15 protein-coding genes and 2 pseudogenes are annotated in these 18,928 nt (G+C 59.4%); 11 read left to right on the top strand and 6 right to left on the bottom strand.

What is annotated here, in order from left to right:
* Positions 1-290: 290 nt before the first annotated feature.
* Positions 291-593 (top strand): annotated as a pseudogene (locus P8R33_RS12655) (ATP-binding protein); the annotation flags it as partial.
* 156 nt (positions 594-749) lie between these two features.
* Here the strand turns inward: P8R33_RS12655 and P8R33_RS12650 are convergent.
* Complete coding sequence (locus tag P8R33_RS12650) at positions 750-1,061, bottom strand: DUF6471 domain-containing protein (RefSeq protein WP_278329317.1); 312 nt, start codon at positions 1,059-1,061, stop codon at positions 750-752.
* A 100-nt stretch (positions 1,062-1,161) separates the two neighbouring features.
* On the opposite strand from P8R33_RS12650, the gene P8R33_RS12645 reads away from it, so the two are divergent.
* Entirely contained in the window at positions 1,162-2,235 is a 1,074-nt protein-coding gene (locus P8R33_RS12645; RefSeq protein WP_278329316.1) for an IS1595 family transposase, read from the top strand.
* Positions 2,236-2,357: 122 nt separating this feature from the next.
* On the opposite strand, the gene P8R33_RS12640 is transcribed toward P8R33_RS12645, so the two are convergent.
* Entirely contained in the window at positions 2,358-3,239 is an 882-nt protein-coding gene (locus P8R33_RS12640; protein ID WP_278329315.1) for a hypothetical protein, read from the bottom strand.
* 319 nt (positions 3,240-3,558) lie between these two features.
* On the opposite strand from P8R33_RS12640, the gene P8R33_RS12635 reads away from it, so the two are divergent.
* From P8R33_RS12635 to P8R33_RS12620, 4 genes are all read left to right on the top strand, one after another.
* On the top strand, positions 3,559-5,571 hold the full coding sequence (locus tag P8R33_RS12635; protein ID WP_278329314.1) for a type I restriction-modification system subunit M: 2,013 nt from the start codon (positions 3,559-3,561) through the stop codon (positions 5,569-5,571).
* Positions 5,568-6,269 carry a restriction endonuclease subunit S domain-containing protein gene (locus tag P8R33_RS12630; protein ID WP_160661988.1) on the top strand — a complete coding sequence of 234 codons (702 nt, stop codon included), beginning with the start codon at positions 5,568-5,570 and terminating at the stop codon, positions 6,267-6,269. Before P8R33_RS12635 ends, P8R33_RS12630 begins: the two co-directional genes overlap by 4 nt.
* Positions 6,266-9,265 (top strand): type I restriction endonuclease subunit R, encoded by a 3,000-nt coding sequence (locus tag P8R33_RS12625; protein WP_278329313.1) that lies wholly within the window; start codon positions 6,266-6,268, stop codon positions 9,263-9,265. Before P8R33_RS12630 ends, P8R33_RS12625 begins: the two co-directional genes overlap by 4 nt.
* Before the next feature lie 64 nt (positions 9,266-9,329).
* The gene (locus P8R33_RS12620; RefSeq protein ID WP_278329312.1) at positions 9,330-12,389 is read left to right on the top strand and encodes a 5'-methylthioadenosine/S-adenosylhomocysteine nucleosidase family protein; all 3,060 of its coding nucleotides are present in this window, start codon (positions 9,330-9,332) and stop codon (positions 12,387-12,389) included.
* An 89-nt stretch (positions 12,390-12,478) separates the two neighbouring features.
* On the opposite strand, the gene P8R33_RS12615 is transcribed toward P8R33_RS12620, so the two are convergent.
* On the bottom strand, positions 12,479-12,865 hold the full coding sequence (locus P8R33_RS12615; protein ID WP_160661985.1) for a hypothetical protein: 387 nt from the start codon (positions 12,863-12,865) through the stop codon (positions 12,479-12,481).
* A gap of 42 nt (positions 12,866-12,907) precedes the next feature.
* Between P8R33_RS12615 and P8R33_RS12610 the strand changes: the two genes are divergently transcribed.
* From P8R33_RS12610 to P8R33_RS12600, 3 genes are read left to right on the top strand one after another with little or no spacing between them, the layout of a single operon-like run.
* Entirely contained in the window at positions 12,908-14,488 is a 1,581-nt protein-coding gene (locus tag P8R33_RS12610) for a recombinase family protein (protein WP_347569051.1), read from the top strand.
* Positions 14,485-15,357: a plasmid partitioning protein RepB C-terminal domain-containing protein gene (locus tag P8R33_RS12605; protein ID WP_160661983.1), complete on the top strand. Its 873-nt coding sequence runs from the start codon at positions 14,485-14,487 to the stop codon at positions 15,355-15,357. Before P8R33_RS12610 ends, P8R33_RS12605 begins: the two co-directional genes overlap by 4 nt.
* 1 nt (position 15,358) lies before the next feature.
* The gene (locus tag P8R33_RS12600) at positions 15,359-16,246 is read left to right on the top strand and encodes a plasmid partitioning protein RepB C-terminal domain-containing protein (RefSeq protein ID WP_278329311.1); all 888 of its coding nucleotides are present in this window, start codon (positions 15,359-15,361) and stop codon (positions 16,244-16,246) included.
* Position 16,247: 1 nt separating this feature from the next.
* Here the strand turns inward: P8R33_RS12600 and P8R33_RS12595 are convergent, their stop codons facing one another.
* Positions 16,248-16,730 carry a hypothetical protein gene (locus P8R33_RS12595; RefSeq protein ID WP_278329310.1) on the bottom strand — a complete coding sequence of 161 codons (483 nt, stop codon included), beginning with the start codon at positions 16,728-16,730 and terminating at the stop codon, positions 16,248-16,250.
* Between the two features lie 65 nt (positions 16,731-16,795).
* Here P8R33_RS12595 and P8R33_RS12590 point away from each other — a divergent pair.
* Positions 16,796-17,401: pseudogene (locus tag P8R33_RS12590) on the top strand (ATP-binding protein); the annotation flags it as partial.
* Between the two features lie 10 nt (positions 17,402-17,411).
* Here P8R33_RS12590 and P8R33_RS12585 read toward each other — a convergent pair.
* Positions 17,412-17,759 carry a hypothetical protein gene (locus tag P8R33_RS12585; RefSeq protein ID WP_278329309.1) on the bottom strand — a complete coding sequence of 116 codons (348 nt, stop codon included), beginning with the start codon at positions 17,757-17,759 and terminating at the stop codon, positions 17,412-17,414.
* A 141-nt stretch (positions 17,760-17,900) separates the two neighbouring features.
* On the opposite strand from P8R33_RS12585, the gene P8R33_RS12580 reads away from it, so the two are divergent.
* The gene (locus P8R33_RS12580; RefSeq protein WP_278329308.1) at positions 17,901-18,701 is read left to right on the top strand and encodes a hypothetical protein; all 801 of its coding nucleotides are present in this window, start codon (positions 17,901-17,903) and stop codon (positions 18,699-18,701) included.
* Here P8R33_RS12580 and P8R33_RS12575 read toward each other — a convergent pair.
* Complete coding sequence (locus P8R33_RS12575; protein WP_347569049.1) at positions 18,677-18,895, bottom strand: hypothetical protein; 219 nt, start codon at positions 18,893-18,895, stop codon at positions 18,677-18,679. The genes P8R33_RS12580 and P8R33_RS12575 overlap by 25 nt on opposite strands.
* Between the last annotated feature and the right edge of the window lie 33 nt (positions 18,896-18,928).

Raw genomic sequence — 18,928 nt, 5'->3', positions numbered from 1 at the left:
TGTTCGATCTACTCGCTACGTTCTTGCTCTGGCGTCACCCGCGCCGCCAGCACCCCTCCCGCGAAGCGGGTTCGTGCATCGGCCCTATTGTGTTGAAAAACTCGGCCTGACCCGATCCGCAGCCGATTTTCCGTAATAATGATTCAACGGGAGAAGGCGTCTTGAGGTAATGATGCAGGCATGAGCTCTTATGAGTTTTAATATTTCCCGCCGAAGGTGCCTGCGGAGTTTTTCAACACAATTGGCCCACTTCCCGCCATTCTCGACCGCTTTCCACAGCATTTATCCGTGCGAGTGTAGCCGGACACAACCTGTTGATGATCGGACCCCCCGGTGCCGGCAAGTCGCTGCTGGCTAGCTGCCTGCCGGGAATCCTGCCGCCACTGACGCCGCCCGAGGCGCTGGAGGTCAGCATGGTGCAATCGGTCGCCGGAACGCTGGAGGAAGGCCGCATCAGCCGCGCCCGCCCGTTTCGCGCGCCGCACCATTCGGCCAGCATGGCTGCGCTGACCGGCGGAGGCCTGCGGGTGAAGCCGGGCGAAGTCAGCCTCGCTCATCTCGGCGTGCTGTTCCTCGACGAGCTGCCCGAATTCCACGGTATGGCGGAGTTATTGCACCAAATCTGAGGTAGGAGTCTGATTTCTATCAGGAATGTGCCTTCCGAATCAGATATAGATCGACCTATTGGGAGCACATTTACGAGCGTGGGCGACCCGACCCCTGTAGATTCTCGCGGGCATTCCCGCTTCTTAATTTTCTCCTGGTGATTTTTTCGCCAATGCCTGTGCGCCATGCTTGCCAATCGCGAACGCGCCGGGACCATCCGGAGCACCCGGCAACTGAAGCCAATCCACGCCGATCGCTGTCATGCACTGCAGGAAGAACACGGCGCTGAACCTGCCGCGGCTCATCTTGCTCTTGATGGCACCCTCGGTGTCCTCGACGCCGATCCCGGCCAGAGCGTCCCTGAGCGCGGCATAGGACATCCCGCGCGTCATCAACTGGCCACGAACCAGATTACGCGCCAGCTGCTCCCATTCATCATCACATGCCTGTGTCATGAGTCGGTTATAGAATCTGGAGGCGAATTCGGCAACTCAGGTGTCGCATACGGCACTTTAAGATTGAATAGTCCTATTAGGTGTCGTATATGACACCTCAATGGCCACTCGTGCAACCAAATCATTCAAGCGCAAGAAGCAGGGCCTCCATTGGCTGAAAAACCCTGCGAGCCGCACGCTGAGCATCCACGACGTCTTCAAGATGGGCGAAGATGGTTGCCGGGAATTATTTCTTCGCTCGCGATGGCCTGATGGAAATCCGACCTGCCCCGACTGTGGTTCCCAGCGGATCTACAACATCAAGTCGCAGAAGCGATACAAATGCGCCAACCCGGAGTGTCACAAGTTCTTCTCGATCACGAGCGGGACGATGTTCGCCCACAAGCGGATCACCTATCTGGAACTCATGTTCATCGTGCGAGCCATGGCGGTCCACGCCAAGGGCGCGGCCTCGATCTGGCTGTCCCACGACTACGATCATGACTACAAGACCGTCTGGGTGCTGACCGACAAGCTCCGGGAGGTCATGTTCCTCGATCAGGAGGACGTTCACCTCGTGGGCGAGGTCGAGATCGACGGTGCCTACTTCGGCGGCTATCTCAAGCAGGCCAACAAGAAGGACGAGCGCATCGACCGTCGGCGGATCCCCGTCAATGGACGCAAGCGCCAATGCGTCGTGCTGCTACGCGAACGCGGCGGTCAGGGACGCCTCCTGACGCGCACGTTCAAGAGCGAAAGGCAGGCCGTGTCCTGGATCACCGAAAGCGTCGATCGCAGCGCGACTATCCTCGCCGACGAGGGATCGGGATGGGAGCCGCTCTACGCCAGCCACAGCCTGCAGCGTGTAAACCACAAGAAGGAATTCTGCACCGACGAGGGTGTCCACACCAATGGTGCCGAGAGCGCATTCTCCCGGATGAGACGGGCCGAGATCGGTGTCCATCATCATATCGCCGGCGACTATCTCGATTTCTACGCCGCCGACGGTGCCTGGCGGGAAGAAAACAGGCGGCTGGACGACCGCTCCAAGGTACAGAAGCTGATCCGCGCCGCAATGGGCCTGCCGCCCTCGCGAACCTTCGCCGGCTATTGGCAGGCATCGGGGCCACGGCGCGAGAACGATCGCAATCACGACGTGCTGAGAGCTCTCGGCATTAACGACAACGACGACTGACAGCCCACTAGGGCCACATTTCTGGATCCCGACGGTGGGCGACCACCGGAAGGAGAAGAGATATGGAAAAGTTAATTGTTGCTCTGCTGCTTACATTGACGCCCGCTATTTCGGCAAACGCATCAATCGATCTGGACCCATTTTCCAGAAGCGTGCCGAAAGCGCTCTCGGCGCTCGATGCCCTCGCCGGATCCGTCATTGTATCGCAGAACGACCTGCAGTTCCCCGTTCGTGGCGGCTATCGCCGAGTGAGTAATCTGGAATTCTTCCCCAGCCTGCAGGACGCGGCGGCGCAAGGGCAGTTCCGCATTCCCAACCTTGACGAAAGCTCCGGTCGCGACTCCCGTGCCGGCGTTGATCAGCTTCATCTTACCGACACCAGATATACCACCAGGGCGCACGGTAAGGAACGGAACCATTCCCTCCTTCATCAACTTGACGGCCTTGCTCGCGTCCCGGGCGGCCAGAGCCGCGATAGCCACGGCCAGCACGGTAGCGATGAGCGCCAGGCCACTGACGATCGCGGCGAAGGAGGATACACGGTAGTTCTCGGCTCCAATCCTATTTCCATATCGGGTGGCGGAGACACTCGCCCACTGCGCACAAAGATCGGAATATCCCGCATCCAGTGGAGCGTCCTGACAAGTGCGGCCTTCATATTCGGACTGACGATCGGCCCATTCCTGTTCGGATGGGCTACTATCGGTCGCGAGGCGCTCCTCACGCGACGGTGGGAGTATGACGCGATCTTGGGAGGCGTCATAACGAACGTAGGCCTTGCGGCGTTCTTTGATCTGGCGTTCGGCGTCGTCGGCTTCCAGAACCTGTGACGGCTCATCCAAGGCGGTGTGCCTGGAAGCTGCCATCCTATCATACGCTTGATCGGTCGAGGAAGTCGCACCCCAGAAAAGCCATGCGGACACGATGACGAACAGGATGATCAGTCCCGTGACCAGCGGGTGATCACGCATCCATTTCATATCTTCGCTGAGCATCTTCGGCATTCATCATGCCTTGAGCCAACATAGCTAACATCGTGTTAATCGCTCATGTCGAATACGAAATGGTCAGACACCGCATGGTCTCCAAATCGTCCATTGGTCTTCATCGGGTGAGAAAGACGCACCCGCGATGACCTGAACCTGCACCCTCGGAAGCAGGCACGATCGGCTCTGACGATAGCAGCCGTCACCATCTTAATCATAATCGGAGAACCTAATGTCGGGGAAAGCCTCCGGACGCCGCGAGCGCGGCGCCGAAAGCCGTGCTTGGCTGTCACGCACCACGCATCCTATAAGCTCCCCAAATCAGGGAAAGACTTCGATGCAGAACAACAAGGTCCGCGAACTCGCGAACTTCATCTGGGGCACCGCGGACACGCTCAGGGGGAAGTTCAAGGCGCATGACTACGGCAAGGTCATCCTGCCGTTCTTTGTCCTGCGCCGCCTCGACTGTCTGCTCTCGGCGACGCAGGACGCGACCATCGAGATGGCGGACTCCCTGCCCGAAGGCATCGACGAGGACACACGCGATCTGCTGCTCTTCGACGTCGCCAAGGCGGGGAAGGTCTACAACCTGTCACCCCTCACGTTCGCCAAGATCAAGGGTCAGAACCCCGCTGATCTGCACGACAACCTCGTCGCCTACATCACGGGCTTCTCGGCCAACATGCGCGACATCTTCATCGACAAGTTCAAGTTCCTCGAGCAGCTTAAGGAACTGAAGGACCACGACATCCTGTGGGACGTGTTCGAGCAGTTCACCGACGTCGACCTGAGCCCGTCCGAGGTGTCCAACCTCGAGATGGGATACGTCTTCGAGGAGCTGATCCGTCGCTTCTCGGAGCAGTCGAACGAGACGGCCGGCGAACACTTCACGCCGCGCGAGGTCGTCCATCTGATCGTCGACCTGCTCATCGCCAACGACAAGGCGCTCACCGGTCGCGGTCTCATCCGCACCGTCTACGATCCGGCGTGTGGCACGGGCGGCATCCTCGCGATCGCCGAAGCCGAGATCAAGGCGATGAACGAGGGCGTGCGCGTCGAACTCTACGGGCAGGAGCAGAACAAGGAATCCTACGCGATCTGCCGCTCGGACATGTTGATCACCGGTCACGACCCGGAGCAGATCGCCTTTGGCGACACGCTCGCCAATGACCAGCACCGCGGCCAGAAGTTTCACTGGATGATGTCCAATCCGCCCTACGGCGTCGACTGGAAGGCGTCGGCCGGCGCCGTTAAGGAGGAGTGGAAGGAATTGGGCGACGACGGACGCTTCGGCGCTGGCCTTCCGCGCATCTCCGACGGGCAGTTGCTATTCCTGCAACACATGGTCGCCAAGATGCGCGACGACGAGCAGGGCTCGCAGATCGGCATCGTCATGAACGGCGCTCCAATGGGGACTGGTGATGCCGGCTCTGGTGAAAGTGAAATCAGACGCTGGCTGTTCGAAAAAGACTATGTCACCGCAATAATAGCTCTTCCGCCCGATCTTTTCTATAACACCGGCATCCAGACATTCATTTGGATACTAAACAACCGTAAGCCGACCATTCAACGCAATAAAATGCTGATCATCGACGCATCTTCGGAAGAATTCTGCGAGCCTCTAAGAAAAAGTCTAGGTGACAAAGCCAACTTCATCACAGATGATGCCCGAGCGAAAATTATCAACGCGTTCGTCGATGGCTTCTCTGCCGAAGGGAGTCATTTCGCAGAGGTATTTCCAGTCAGGTCCTTCGCCTACCGGCTGATCAAAATTCAACAACCGAAGAGACGGCGTTTCCGCGTCGATGAGGATGGAATCACTCGTCTTTCCGAATCAAAGCCGTTCAATCTCATGGAGCAGCCTGTCAAAGACCTGTTGCTCAGCATCCTAGGTGATCCGAGCTTCGGCGAAACCTGGTCAGACGGCAACGCATTTCATGCCAAGGTGGCAAGCACGATGTCCGAAAAAGGATTCAAGATTTCAGCCCCCCTCAGGTCAGCTATCGAAGAGTCTTTCGGCGAGCTAGATCCTGACGCGGAAGTCATTCGTAACGGCAATGGGAACCCCGAACCCGACAAGCTACTGCAATACTTCGAGCGCGTGCCGATCGACAGGAAGTGGGAAGAATTTTTTGCTGAAGAGGTTGAGCCATTCGCTCCGGGCGCGTGGGTTGACACGAAATACATCGATCGGACCGACAAAAAAGTCGGCCGCCTCGGCTACTCCGTTCCCTACAACACCTTGTTCGCCAAATTCGAACGCCCGCCGACCCTGTCCGACGTGAATGCCAACATAGCAGCCATGGAAGACAATCTCGCAGAACTTCTGACGAAGGTGATCTCGAAATGACGTTGCAAGAAACCGTATTTGGGGAGGCACCGCCGTCTCATTGGGAAGTCACCAAGGTCAAGCATGTCCTCCGGCTGAAGAAGGGCAACCTCAACGCTGGCATGGTAGAAAAGAACCTGTTGTCGCTCAGCTATGGGCGGATAGTGCGGCGCGACATCGAAAGCAGCGAAGGGCTCGTCCCAGAATCCTATGAGGGCTACCAGATCGTCGAGCCCGGCGATATCGTCTTGAGATTGACGGATCTCCAGAACGACAAGAAAAGTTTGCGGCAGGGTCTGGTCACAGAACGAGGCATCATAACTTCGGCGTACGATGCCGTGACCTGCCGACAATCCGACATCCCCGAATACTGGTATTATTTTCTCTACGCACTTGACCTCTGCAAGTATTACTATTCGCTCGGCAGCGGGGTTCGGCAATCCATATCGTTTGCAGACTTTCCAAATGACTGGATCAGCGTTCCGCCTCGAAACGAACAGCAGTCTATTACCGAACGTATCAGGACTGGAATCGATGAATGTGACGCGCTGATCTCCATTGTCGGAGGAAACCGGGCTGCCCAAGTCGCCATGCCCGACTCTCTACTCCATTCCTTATGGGTTCGAAAAGCCTCTACGGTCGTAGAGGAAATTGGGGGACGTCAGCCAGATACCAAAGAAGCTTTTACCACTGGAACTGACGGGGATGCGCGACAATGAGAAAGCCTCATAAATCGTCGAAGATCCATCTCGAAGACGTGCTCGAACAGCACATGGTCGACGAGCTCGTCGAGCACCAAGGCTATCGGCTGCGCAGCGACGCAGACTACGATCGCGATTTAGCGCTGGATCCGCAGCTGACCGTCGAATTCGTGAAGGCGACGCAGCCCGAAGAATGGGAGAAGCTGGAAAGCCATTACGGCACTTCCGCCGAGAAGGAATTCCTGACCCAGGTCGCCGCCAACCTCAAGCGTTCGGGCACCCTGCCAGTGCTGCGGCAGGGCATCAAGATCGTGCCGGGCATCAAGTTCGTCCTATGTGCCTTCCAGCCGGCCTCGAACGTCAACCCTGCTCTCCAGGCTCGCTACGAAGCCAACATTCTCTCTGTCACGCGACAGGTCCATTACAGCCGCCGCAATGAGAACGCGATCGACGTCGTGATCTTCGTCAACGGCATCCCGGTCGCGACCTTCGAGCTGAAGAACGAACTCACCGGATCCACCTTCCGGCACGCCGAGAAACAGTATCGCAAGGATCGTTCTCCTGCCAACGAACCGCTGCTGACCTTCAAGCGCGGCGCGCTCGTCCACTTCGCCATGGACACCTCCAACGTCTCGATGACGACAAGACTCATGAACGGGAAGACCCGCTTCCTCCCATTCAACCGCGGCCGAGACAAGGGAGCCGGCAACCCCGACATCGCAGGGGAACACCGCACCGCATACATTTGGGCGGACCAACCCGAGGGTCGCGCCGTCCTCTCGCGCGAGGTGCTGCTCGACATCATCGGCAATCTTCTGCACCTCGAGACCGAGGAGGTGTTCCTGCCGGACGGATCGCTGGACAAACGCGAGACGATGATCTTCCCACGCTTCCAGCAGCTCGATGCCGTCCGGCGCATGATGGCCGACGCCCGTCAGCACGGCACGGGCCGCAACTACCTAGTCCAGCACTCAGCAGGTTCGGGCAAGACGAACACGATCGCCTGGACGGCACACCGCGTCATCACGCTCCACGACGAGAACGATGCGCCCTTGTTCGACACGGCCATCATCGTGAGCGACCGTCTCGTCCTTGACCGCCAGCTCCAGAACACCGTCCAGAAGCTCGCCCAGACACCGGGCGTGGTGAAGATCATCGACGGCACATCCAAGCAGCTCAAGGCCGCCCTCGACAGCGGCGCGCGCATCATCGTCACGACCATCCAGAAGTTCTCGACCGACCACCTCAGCACCATCACGGGCCAGGCCGGTCGCAAGTTCGCCGTCATCATAGACGAGGCGCACGGCAGCCAGTCGGGCAAGAGCGCCCAGGCCATGTCGGAGGCGTTGTCGCGAGACGGCGAAGGGACGGCGGAGACCTTCGAGGACGTCGTCGCGGCCTATCAGGAAGCGCGCGGTCCCCAGCCCAACATCAGCTACTTCGCCTTTACGGCGACACCGCGCACCGCGACGCTCGAACGCTTCGGCCGCAAGGGATCTGAGGACACGCCCGAACCTTTCCACCTCTATTCCATGCGGCAGGCGATCGAGGAGGGCTTCATCCTCGACGTGCTGCAGAACTACATGACCTACAAGGCCTACTACCAGCTGGAGAAGGCGATCGAGGACGATCCCGACCTCGACACCAAGCGCAGTCGCCGGCGCATCGCCAGGTTCGCATCACTCCACCCCGCGGCCATCGACCAGAAGGTCGAGGTCATCGTCGAGCACTTCCGCCGTCACGTCGCCCGCGAACTGGACGGTCAGGGCAAGGCCATGATCGTCACGCAGAGCCGCGAGCATGCCTTCAACTACTACCGACGCCTACAGGGCTACATCGACGCCAACGGATACGATGGCCTCAAAGCTCTGGTCGCCTTCTCGGGGCCCCTGCGCATCGACGGCGAGACCTACACCGAAGCGGAACTCAACGGCTTCGCCGAAACGGAACTGCCAAAACGCTTCGACGGCGACCAGTATAAGGTGCTCATCGTCGCCGAAAAATATCAGACCGGTTTCGATCAGCCCAAGCTCGTCGCGATGTATCTCGACCGCAAGCTCGCCGGACTACAGGCTGTGCAGACGCTCTCACGCCTCAATCGCATCTATCCGGACAAGCGGCGCACCTACGTGCTCGACTTCCAGAACACGATCGAGGACATCCAGACCGCGTTCGAACCCTTCTACGGCGAAACCAGCCTGGAGGCGAACTCCGACCCCAACCAGATCTACACGCTCGAACGCCGCATGCACGAGTTCGGCATCATCCACGATGCGGAGGTCGAACGCTTCGCCGAGACCTATTACCGATCCGAACTCGATGGCCACGACCGGGCGAAACTGGAAGGCATCGTCCGCGAGGCTGTCATGCGGTTCGACAACGAGGACGAGGAGGAACAGGAGGAGTTCCGGCAGGTGGTGAAGAGCTATCTGCGCTTCTACAGCTTCCTCAGCCAGATCATGGCTTTGGGCGACACCGATCTGGAGAAGCTCTACTCCTACGGCACCTGGCTCAACCGACTGCTGCCGGATCGAGAAATCCCAGGGGACATCGAGATCACCGACGACATGGTGCGACTACAGGCCGTTACGCTGAAAGAGAAGGAAAAGGGTTCCGCCTCGCTCGCTCCCGAAGCAGGGGCGAAGCTCAGCCCGATAAGCGAATTTGGCGCCAAGCCCTATACGGAAGAGGAGCAGCGCTCGCTGTCGGAGATCGTGTCCTCGTTCAACGATCGGCACGGGACAGAGTTCACCGACGCCGACTTCGTGCGCTACGAGGCCGTCAACGAGGAGATCATGACCGAGGATCTCGTCGAGATGCTCCGCAACAACCCCGATGACGTCGTCTACAAGGCCTTCGCCGAGATGTTCTTCCGCGGCTCCGTGCGTTCGTTCCAGCGCGACAACGAGATGAAGAGCGCGATGCTGACCGATCCCAAGGTGCGTGAGCAGATCACCCGCCATTTTTTCCGCCGCGCGCGCCGGCTGGCCAACGAGGACAAGGATGCGGCCTAAACCAGCTGAGCAGAACAATAACGGAACGATTGCCTGAGGAAAAGCTGGTGGATAAGATCAGAGCATGAACGATAAGCCCAACAATCGCGATTATTTCGACATCGGCCTCGTGGTGCCCCTCGAGGACGAGTTGCTCCAACTGATCAATCAGTTCCCGCCCACCGAGAATAGAGGAACCGATACGGTCTGGTGCCATGTAGTCGAGAGTGGCCATGCGGACGTGCGCATGATCGTCATTCAGCAGTCGTCGATGGGCAACCGTCATGCCACGAACGCCACGCAATATCTGCACGAGCACTTCGATATCGGCCTTACGGTGTGCCTCGGGATCGCTGGCGGGATCAGCAATGATCTCGATCTCGCCGACGTCTGCTACAGCGGACACATTGCTGACGTACTCGACAACAACAAGGTGGTGGACATCGACGACGGCAAGGCTCTCGATATCGAGTTCTCGCCCACCCACTATTCGACGCCGACGCGCTTCACGCGGGCGTTCAACTTCATGCGAACGCAACCGCAGCTCATTCCCGTGTATGACGCTTGGCAGCAGGAGCGAGAGGCGATCGCAACGAAGGGCATACCCGATGAGGTCCCCAGCCGCGGCGAGACCTTTGAACAAATTGGAAGGACGACCACCAAGGACGGCACGATCGTATGTGGAATGGTCGACAAGAGCGCGCTCTACAACAAGAAGCTGAAAGGTGTCGAACGTGCACTTCTCGCGATCGAGACCGAGTCAGGAGGTGTGTTCTCGCAAGCGAAATTCCGTGACGACAAACCCGCGATGACGATCCGCGGTATCTCCGACTACGCGGACGGCAACAAGACCAAGCTGGAAGAAGCAACCAAGGGCACAGTAAGGAAATTGGCGGCGGCAAATGCAGCGAGTTTCCTGCACCTCAACATCACTGCCAACCCTTACTTCCAACGCGCCCTTCTCGAGCTGCGCGGATCCGGAGACGACCTTCTCGACCTGGGGGTCGAGGATGAAACGGACGTTCCTCTGAAGCAGGTCATGCAGACGATCGAGGCGGAGATCGATGAGACTCTCAGACGTCTGTCTCCCGAATACAAGCTGCAGGAGAAGGGGTATCGCCTACCTGTCCCGCGTATTCGAAAGACGCCTCAATCGGGCGATCCAGTCGATGCGCAGCAGGAGGCGATCGACGTGCGCGAGGTGCTCAAGACGCGCGAACGCACGCTGATCAACATTCCACGTTCCTATCCCGACAAGAGCCTGCCCTGGGTGGTCGCCGCGGACCTTCTCACCTGCGAGATCGACGGTCTCCAGGCCGTCCCGATCGTCATCGACGGCGATGCCATCCGCGGCAAGCAGGATACCTTCGCGAGCGCGGCGGCGGTCGACCTCGACAAGCTGAAGCAGACGGATGGCGTCAAGATGGTTTTCGTCGTCGAGAATATGCCCTTTTCGTCAAAGCACAGGATCGACACCATTCTCGAGCAGTGCGACATGTATCCCGATGCCCGGTTCCTATTCGTGAGCCGCGGCGATGACGCTCTGATCGGCGAGACGTCGTTTATGAACCGTTCCGCTGCGGCTCCATACGACGCCGGAAAGGTCTCTTTTCTGGAGATAGCGCTCTTCCTCGAGAAGAACTTCCAGATGGGCTGCCAGGAATCCGAAGTGATCGCAAACAGGCTCTACAAGACCTTCGACAACTTCCGTCTGGATGCCCATCCCACCTACTTCGCTGGGATCCCGAAGGAGACGCTCACGGCATTGCTCAACGCCAATCGCCGGTCCGAGCTGATCCAGCTGGCCGTGGTGGGTTTCCTGACCTTCCTCGTCGCTGGTGATCAAGCCGACATAAATCTCGGCCGCACCACGCGCGAGAGGTTCCTGCGCAAGCTCGTCGTAGAAATGCGCTTGGAGAAGCGTAATTTCGATGAAGCCGAACTGGTCACGTTCGCCAAGGAATTTGCCGATAGGCACGACTTTCAGATCAAGCCATTGCAGTTCGTCAACGATTTCGTCGACAATGGCATCATGCACTTCGAACAGGGGCGCGCGCAGATATCGCTTCCCTTCATCGAATCCTACCTTCTCGCTCAAGAACTGCATGATCATCCCAGCCTGGCATCGCGCTACTTCCAGATGGCCGAGCCATTCGACTATCCGGCCTTCGAACTCTACGCAGAGATCGGAGCGTCCGACGAGATAGTGCAGGCCGTCATCGAAACGCTGAAGGCCGCCACGGACGATCTGAAGAAGCTAAATCCCGGCGACAACATCATGCTTTCTGAAGAGATCTCGCCGATTGCAATCAGGCGCACCGAGGCCACCGATAGGATGAGAGAGCGGCTCAAGAACGCCGCGAAGGCGGTGCGCGAAGGGTCGCGCAACGCCGAGCAGAAGCAGCAGATGCTGGACGTGTCCGAACAGGTCCGCGAGGAAGCGGGCAAGCAGTTCGCCGACGATGACGACGAGGCCGTCAGTAAGCGCTTTGAGAATCTGGACAGGCTTGGTGCAGCGTGGACCAGAGCGGTCGTCCTGCTGGGTCAGGGAGCCGAGCATCTCGAGGCAAAGGAGAAGCGTGACCTCAGCGCCAAGGTGGTCGATGGTGCGGCAGTCGCGCTGGACGAGTGGAGTCGCATCAACCTCGAAATTGACTTCGACAAGATGAAGGAGAATCTGACCACAGACAAGGCCTTGAACGCTACAGATTTCCCAGATGAGATCGACGATCGGCGTAGGTTCGTCGGAAGCATCATCGACGTGATGGAATACGCAATCCTCGCGCAGCCCATTCGGCAAATATTCGGATATCTTGCGGAACAGGCCCGGCACCCGGCCCTCTACATGAGCGTCGACAAGTCGGAGGTCGAAGGCAAGCTGGAGACGTTGATAAAGGCATCCTGGATGGTCGACCTGATGCCCAAGAGCGGCAGGAAGTTCCTGAAGGAAAGCATGAAGGCTCTGCCGCGCGCCAGCTTCCTTCGCTACACAATCGCAAGCCACTATCTCTCGCGACTGTTCTGGGCACACTGGGACAAGGAAAACCGCACTATCATGCTCGAGGCAGCGCAGGATGTGGTAAAGCCACTCGGCGTGAACATCGACAAGCCGAAGCTCGAAAAGCTGATCAAGACAAAGGATTGATCGTGCAGGATCGGGTCGTGGAGAAGGGCAGGACAGCTAAGCGCTCACAATCCATGTCTTTGGACGCAGAGCCTCTCCCAGTAAAAGCTTCATACTGGACCCAGACACTCTACGAGCTCCAGCGCCTTGGTGCGAACAATGTTCTTCATCTTCATAAGTCTGATCGCCGCGGAATGTTCGTTGCGATTTGCTAACGCAAGAACAGCCTCGGTCACCGCATCCGAGTGACGCATGAGGACGACGAGCGCCGTGCCACTGGGTCCATTGCGAGCCAGCAGCCAGTTGTGGACCGTCCGTTCATTGGTTCCGGTCAGACGCGCCAGATGCTTCACATGGGATGGTATGGTGCCGAAGTCCGCCTTCAAAGCCTCTGCCACCACCTCCGCCAGCAACGCTCCCGTTTCCGCAGCGGGATCGATCGGAAACCGATTTCCGTTTTCACCGCGAAGTTTTCGGTCATCCGTCGAAAAAGACATTCCACCATACTCCCCTTATGCCGAACGGGTTCATCGGGAGAAATGCCCGACTCACTAGACCCGGTGCCAGGCAAGATGGAAGCAGAAGGAAAAAAGACGAAGACAAGGGCAGCGCAATACGTGCGCATGTCTACAGACCATCAGCGCTATTCGACCGAGAACCAGGCCGAGATCATCGAAGCCTACGCCGCGCGACGGAATTTCGAGATCGTCAGGACCTATGCCGACGAAGGACGCAGCGGCCTCAGCATCGCAGGACGGGATTCGCTCAAGCGCCTCATCGACGATGTCCAACAAGGGCGTGCCGATTACGAGGCTATCCTCGTCTACGACATCAGTCGGTGGGGCCGCTTCCAGGATGCCGACGAAAGCGCATACTACGAATTCATCTGCCGCGAGCGCGGCATCAACATCCATTACTGCGCAGAGCAGTTCGACAACGACGGCAGCCTGCCGTCCACTGTCATGAAAAACATCAAGCGGGCGATGGCAGGAGAATACAGCCGCGAACTCTCTGCCAAGGTTTTTACGGGACAATGCCGCCTGATCCGGCTCGGTTACCGTCAGGGAGGCCCCGCTGGTTATGGTTTGCGTCGCCATCTCGTGAACGAGCGGGACGAACCGAAGGCCCCTCTGGCACGCGGCGAGCACAAAAGCCTTCAGACGGATCGGGTGATTCTCGTCCCGGGCCCGGAAGACGAGGTCAGGACCGTTGAACGGATCTACCGCATGTTCGTTCTGCAGCGCCACTCCGAACGCGAGATCGCCGAGATACTGAACCACGAAGGCGTCACTACCGACCTCGGGCGCACATGGACCAGGGCAACGGTCCGGCAGATCCTCATCAACGAGAAATACATCGGGAACAACGTCTACAACCGCATCTCCAATAAGCTGAAGCGCAAACGGGTCGTCAACGAGCCGGAGATGTGGGTGCGAGGGGACGGTGCATTCGCGGCAATCATCGATCGCGAGCTGTTCGATGCGGCACAGGCGATCCTAGCTGCGCGGGCGCGGCGCTTCACCGACGACGAGCTGCTCGCCATGCTGTCGAACCTCTTGGCATCGAGAGGTGAACTATCGGGGCTGTTGATCGACGAAGACGACGAGATGCCATCCACTGCCGCGTATCGGCATAGGTTCGGCAGCCTCGTGCGGGCATACCAGCTGATCGGCTATACGCCCGATCGCGACTATCGCTACCTCGAAACCAACCGTGTGCTGCGGCTTCTGCAGCGTGATGCGTTCGAACATACAGTCGAGCGCATCCGCGAAATGGCCATAGGCATTGAGGTCGATCCCCAGACCGATATCATCGTGGCCAACGGTGAGATATCAATCTCGCTCGTCATGATCCGTTGTACCGAAACCGCTGCCGGGTCGCTTCGCTGGAAGCTGCGCTTCGATAGCAGGCACCGACCCGACATCACTCTCGCCGTCAGGATGAACCCGGATAACCGAACCGTCCGCGACTATTACCTCCTGCCGTGGCTCGACGTCGGGCGACTGGCAACGATGCGGATGGGCGAGGAGAACGGCATCGCTCTGGACGCGTATCGCACCGACGATCTCGATCCTCTATATCACATGCTCAGGCGCCACCCGATCGGACGGGCAGCATGAACGGCGAGATCATCAGCATTCCGATCAAAACGATAGAGGTCCTCAATCCGAGGGCGCGCAACAAGCGCATCTTCGAAGAACTGGTCGACAGCATAGCGAAGGTCGGACTGAAACGCCCGATCACGGTCCGCAGAGCGGAAGTTGGCAACGGCTACGAACTCGTCTGTGGGCAAGGGCGGAAGGAAGCATTCGAGAAGCTCGGCCAATCCATGATCCCCGCAATGATCGTCGATGCGACCCGCGAGGAGTGCTTCGTCATGAGCCTGGTCGAGAACCTCGCCCGGCGAAATCTTTCACCACTCGAACTCATCCGGGAGGTCGGACGTCTACGCGAGCAGGGCTACACGCATTCTGCAATCGGTGAGAAGATCGGTTTCAGTGCAGAATATGTGCATTCGATCGTCGGCCTGCTCGAACGGGGAGAGGAACGCCTGCTCGATGCCGTCGAGCGCGGCATTATCCCGCACACGATCGCCGCCGAGATATCCAAGGCCGACGACGAGGACGTGCAGCGCGCGCTGACCGAGGCCTACGAGAACGGAAGCCTTCCGGGCGATCAGATCCTCGCCATCCGCCGTATAGTCGATGACCGCAATCTGATCGGTAAAGGCATCAAGAGCATCAGGACCGGCAAGCCGCGAACCGCCGCTCCGACCTCCGCGGCACTGGTACGCGCCTATCAGAAGGAAGTCGATCGGCAACGCCAGTTGCTCAAGAAAGCAGGACTGGCACAAGGGCGCCTTGCGTTCATCACTTCGGCGATGGGTCGCCTACTGGCCGAGGATCATTTCGTCGCGCTCTTGCGAGCCGAAGGAATGACCACTCTACCGCAGCCAATCGCTGAACGGCTCGGCCTCGCGGAGGCATGAGATGAGCGAAGCAATACGTATATCGTTCGAACAGAAGGTGCTCGACCTTCCCGTGGAAAGCCTGCTGCCGTTGCGGCCCATGACGGCACGCATAACCGGCTCGAGGAAATATGCGAGGATCGCAACCTCCATAAAGAAAATAGGAGTAATCGAGCCACTCGCGGTAACCAAGGCGGACTCCTCGGGTCGAAACTTGCTGCTGGATGGGCATCTGCGGCTGCATGCCATCATGGAAGAGGGAAAAGCGACCGCGCCATGCATCATCGCCCATGACGACGAGGCCTTCACCTACAACAAGCGGGTGAACCGGCTTGCGACCGTCCAGGAACATTACATGATCCAGCGGGCGCTCGATCGCGGCGTTCCTGCCAGCATGATCGCCGCCGCGCTCGGGATCGATGCGAAGCTGGTCCAACGCCGGAGCAAGCTGCTGGACGGCATCGCTCCAGAAGCGGTCGACATCCTGAAGGATCGCCCAGTCAATCCGCAGGTCTTCGATACCTTGCGCAGGATGAAGCCGGAGCGGCAGTTCGCCACCGCTGAGCTGATGGCATCGATGAACAATTTCACCGCCACCTATGCGAAGGCCATCCTCGCAGCGACCAGACAGGAAGACCTCGCCAGGCCTGAACGGCCGAAGAGGGTAAAGGGCGTTACGCCCGAACAGATGGCGCGGATGGAACGGGAGCTCGAATCCCTAAACAAGGACTTCCGGGCAGTCGAAGCCACATTCGGCGACGATGTCCTCCATCTCGTCCTGGCATCGCGCTATGTCGAACGCCTCATCGCGAACGATGCGATATCGGCCTATGTCCAAGACAAGCATCCTGAGATCCTCGCCGAGTTCCATAACATCGTGGCCGCGGGCACGCTGGACGCTGCCACGTAGATCATTCAGCATTCGTTGCTCTCAAAGACCACAACAGCAGACCTTTCTCGCCTTGACGTGAAACCAGCAGTTCTCGGTCACGCAAATTCCTCAGGGCCGCGCCTACCCTCTTCTGTATCGTCTTCAGCAGTCTGGCATCGGCCGCATTGAGCTCGCGCTCGGCCATTAGGCGAAGTGTTATAGCCTTGCTATCCAGCGCATCGCCCGTTGTCCGAAGCATATGCAGTATGGAGCGCGTAACCTGCCCCTTGAAGGCAACATGGCGCGGAGGCAGTGGCTTCGCCTTCACTTCCGTTAGATCGGCCTCGGGATCGAAAAGCAGGATCGTCTGGTCGATGTGATCGAGGTTGATCAGCGCTTCCCGCAACCTGTCCTGTAAACCCTCAACGAGGCCTGCTATCTCGCTGCGCTTCGTCATCAAGCCTGATAGGACATTGGGGCGGTCAATAGAAGGAAGTTCGGGTATCTGATCTGCGGTCGTCATGGACTCGATTGTTAACGAAAAATCTGTTATTCTTCAGTAGGATATTTTGGTGCAATAACTCCACCATACCGGAATTCCAGCGCGCCGTGCTCGATTCACTGCGCCAGCCGCTGGAGACGGGATCTGTCGATGTCGCCCGCGCCAATGCGCATGTGACCTTTCCGGCCAACGTCCAGCTGATCGCGGCGATGAACCCGTGCCGCTGCGGCCATCTCGGCGATCCGGCGCTGGCCTGCAGCCGCGCCCCGCGCTGCGCCGCCGATTACCAGAGCAAGGTGAGCGGCCCGATGCTCGACCGCATCGATCTGCATGTGGAGGTCGATCCCGTCAGCGCCGCCGACCTCGCCCTGCCGCCTCCTGCCGAGGGCAGCAAAGAGGTCGCTGCGCGCGTGCTAGCCGCTCGCCAGCGCCAGACCGCCCGAGCAGAGCAGACCGGCGTGCGGAGCAATTCGGACCTCGACGGCGAGGCGCTTGAAACCTTCGCCACGCCCGACGAACCGGGCCGCCAGTTGCTGATGCAGGCCGCCACCGCCATGCGCCTCTCCGCCCGCAGCTATACGCGCATGCTGCGGGTCGCCCGCACCATCGCCGACCTCGCCGGAGCGGAGCAGGTCGGCCGCATCCATGTGGCAGAAGCGCTCAGCTATCGCAGGCAAGCGCCGCGGGCTTGAGGGGGAGCGGTCAATCCTCGGTCATGTCGAGGTTGAGCTTGACCGTCTCGTGCTCGTGGTCGCCTTCGAACTTCTTCAGGAAGTCCTCGATCGGGACCTGCTGAGCCTTGTCGACCATTGGGTTCGATTTCGCCATCTCGACGGCTTTCAGCTCGTCGGGCGTCATGCGAACATGGACGTAGGGCAGCCACACGTCGCCATATTCGGCTTTCTGGTACCACACGTCGAGCACGTCGTAGGAGGCCCAGTGGCCGGCCGGCTCCTGCAGGCGAATGCCTTCGCCGATGCGCGGCACGGTGACGGCCTTGATGGTGAAAACCGTCTGGTGGGTCTCGTTCTGAACTTCGATATCGATCACGAAATTGGTCCGGCCTAGTTATTCAGATTCGCGAATACGATTCTGCATTAGGGGCGACGGGTTGAGATCACTTTAACGATGACGTCACGCAGCCACGCTGGCATGTGACGTCACGCAACACCGGCTGTTTTCCTGAACTCCATGTCTTTCGTATCCACCGAACCCGGCGAGCAAATGGCGTCATACGGCGCGATCTCGCGGCTGCGCGAGTGGTGGCACGCACTCGATGACGATGCGCGGCGCAAGGCTGGCGGCCTGGTGTTCGCGCTTCTGCTCGAAGCGCTATTGTTGCTTTTGCTGCTGTCGCTCGGGCTGGTGAGCCGCGACCCGGTGCCGATGCGGGATGCGGTGTCGACATTCGATGTGAGCGATGTGCGGGAAGAGGCCGACGAGGCGCTGGCAGAGCCCGCGCCCGCCCCTGCGACAGCGCAACCGCAAGTGTCCCCGCCGGAGCCCGTTCCAGACCAGGCGGTTCCGCAGCCCACCCCTCCTCCGGCCCTGCTTCGGACCGCACCGACATCGTCGCCCAGCTTCGATCTCGCGCAGCAACCGCAGGCACGAAGTAGAGAGCGTGCAGGTCCCATCGGTCCGGCATTCACGCCGCGACCGGGCGATTCGCAGCGCATTGCCGGGAGCGGGCCGAACGGCGAACCGCTCTATGCCGCGCGCTGGTATCGCGAGCCGACCAATGGGGAGCTCGCGGGCTATCTTTCGACGGCCAGTGGGCCCGGCTGGGGGCTGATCAATTGCCAGACCGCGCCGCAATTCCGGGTCGAGAATTGCGTTCTGGTCGACGAATGGCCCAGCGGCTCGCAGATCGGGCGCGCGGTGCTGGCGGCGGCCTGGCAATTCAAGGTTCGTCCACCGCAGATCGGCGGACAGCCGCAGGTGGGCGAGTGGGTACGCATCAGGATAGACTACGAGCTGCGGCGCGAGCCCTGATCCGCCTCGTCTTCGTCGGCATAGGGCGTGTTCTTGATCAGATGGCGATTGTAGTCGGGAGCGCCATCGTCCCACCACACCGGGCCCCGCTCGCCGAGCGCGACTTTCGCTTGGTGGACTTTCGCCCGCGCGGCTTTTTCCGCAGCGGGATCGCCGGCGCGTTTGGCCGCGCCGACCGCCCGGCGCGCATCCATCAATGCGTCGATAAGCCGTTGGTGCTCGCCCTC

Origin of the sequence: Qipengyuania flavescens (assembly GCF_029688735.1) — a bacterium.
Lineage (GTDB): Bacteria > Pseudomonadota > Alphaproteobacteria > Sphingomonadales > Sphingomonadaceae > Qipengyuania.
The sequence above is the reverse complement of the archived record's forward strand: the minus strand, read 5'-3'. Positions and strand labels throughout refer to the sequence as shown.

What these genes read in the sequence shown, in the direction of transcription:
- P8R33_RS12650 (WP_278329317.1), bottom strand. Translation starts at nt 1,061, where the DNA reads ATGACACAGGCATGTGATGATGAATGGGAGCAGCTGGCGCGTAATCTG.
- P8R33_RS12645 (WP_278329316.1), top strand. Translation starts at nt 1,162, where the DNA reads ATGGCCACTCGTGCAACCAAATCATTCAAGCGCAAGAAGCAGGGCCTC.
- P8R33_RS12640 (WP_278329315.1), bottom strand. Translation starts at nt 3,239, where the DNA reads ATGCCGAAGATGCTCAGCGAAGATATGAAATGGATGCGTGATCACCCG.
- P8R33_RS12635 (WP_278329314.1), top strand. Translation starts at nt 3,559, where the DNA reads ATGCAGAACAACAAGGTCCGCGAACTCGCGAACTTCATCTGGGGCACC.
- P8R33_RS12630 (WP_160661988.1), top strand. Translation starts at nt 5,568, where the DNA reads ATGACGTTGCAAGAAACCGTATTTGGGGAGGCACCGCCGTCTCATTGG.
- P8R33_RS12625 (WP_278329313.1), top strand. Translation starts at nt 6,266, where the DNA reads ATGAGAAAGCCTCATAAATCGTCGAAGATCCATCTCGAAGACGTGCTC.
- P8R33_RS12620 (WP_278329312.1), top strand. Translation starts at nt 9,330, where the DNA reads ATGAACGATAAGCCCAACAATCGCGATTATTTCGACATCGGCCTCGTG.
- P8R33_RS12615 (WP_160661985.1), bottom strand. Translation starts at nt 12,865, where the DNA reads ATGTCTTTTTCGACGGATGACCGAAAACTTCGCGGTGAAAACGGAAAT.
- P8R33_RS12610 (WP_347569051.1), top strand. Translation starts at nt 12,908, where the DNA reads ATGCCCGACTCACTAGACCCGGTGCCAGGCAAGATGGAAGCAGAAGGA.
- P8R33_RS12605 (WP_160661983.1), top strand. Translation starts at nt 14,485, where the DNA reads ATGAACGGCGAGATCATCAGCATTCCGATCAAAACGATAGAGGTCCTC.
- P8R33_RS12600 (WP_278329311.1), top strand. Translation starts at nt 15,359, where the DNA reads ATGAGCGAAGCAATACGTATATCGTTCGAACAGAAGGTGCTCGACCTT.
- P8R33_RS12595 (WP_278329310.1), bottom strand. Translation starts at nt 16,730, where the DNA reads ATGACGACCGCAGATCAGATACCCGAACTTCCTTCTATTGACCGCCCC.
- P8R33_RS12580 (WP_278329308.1), top strand. Translation starts at nt 17,901, where the DNA reads ATGTCTTTCGTATCCACCGAACCCGGCGAGCAAATGGCGTCATACGGC.
- P8R33_RS12575 (WP_347569049.1), bottom strand. Translation starts at nt 18,895, where the DNA reads ATGGATGCGCGCCGGGCGGTCGGCGCGGCCAAACGCGCCGGCGATCCC.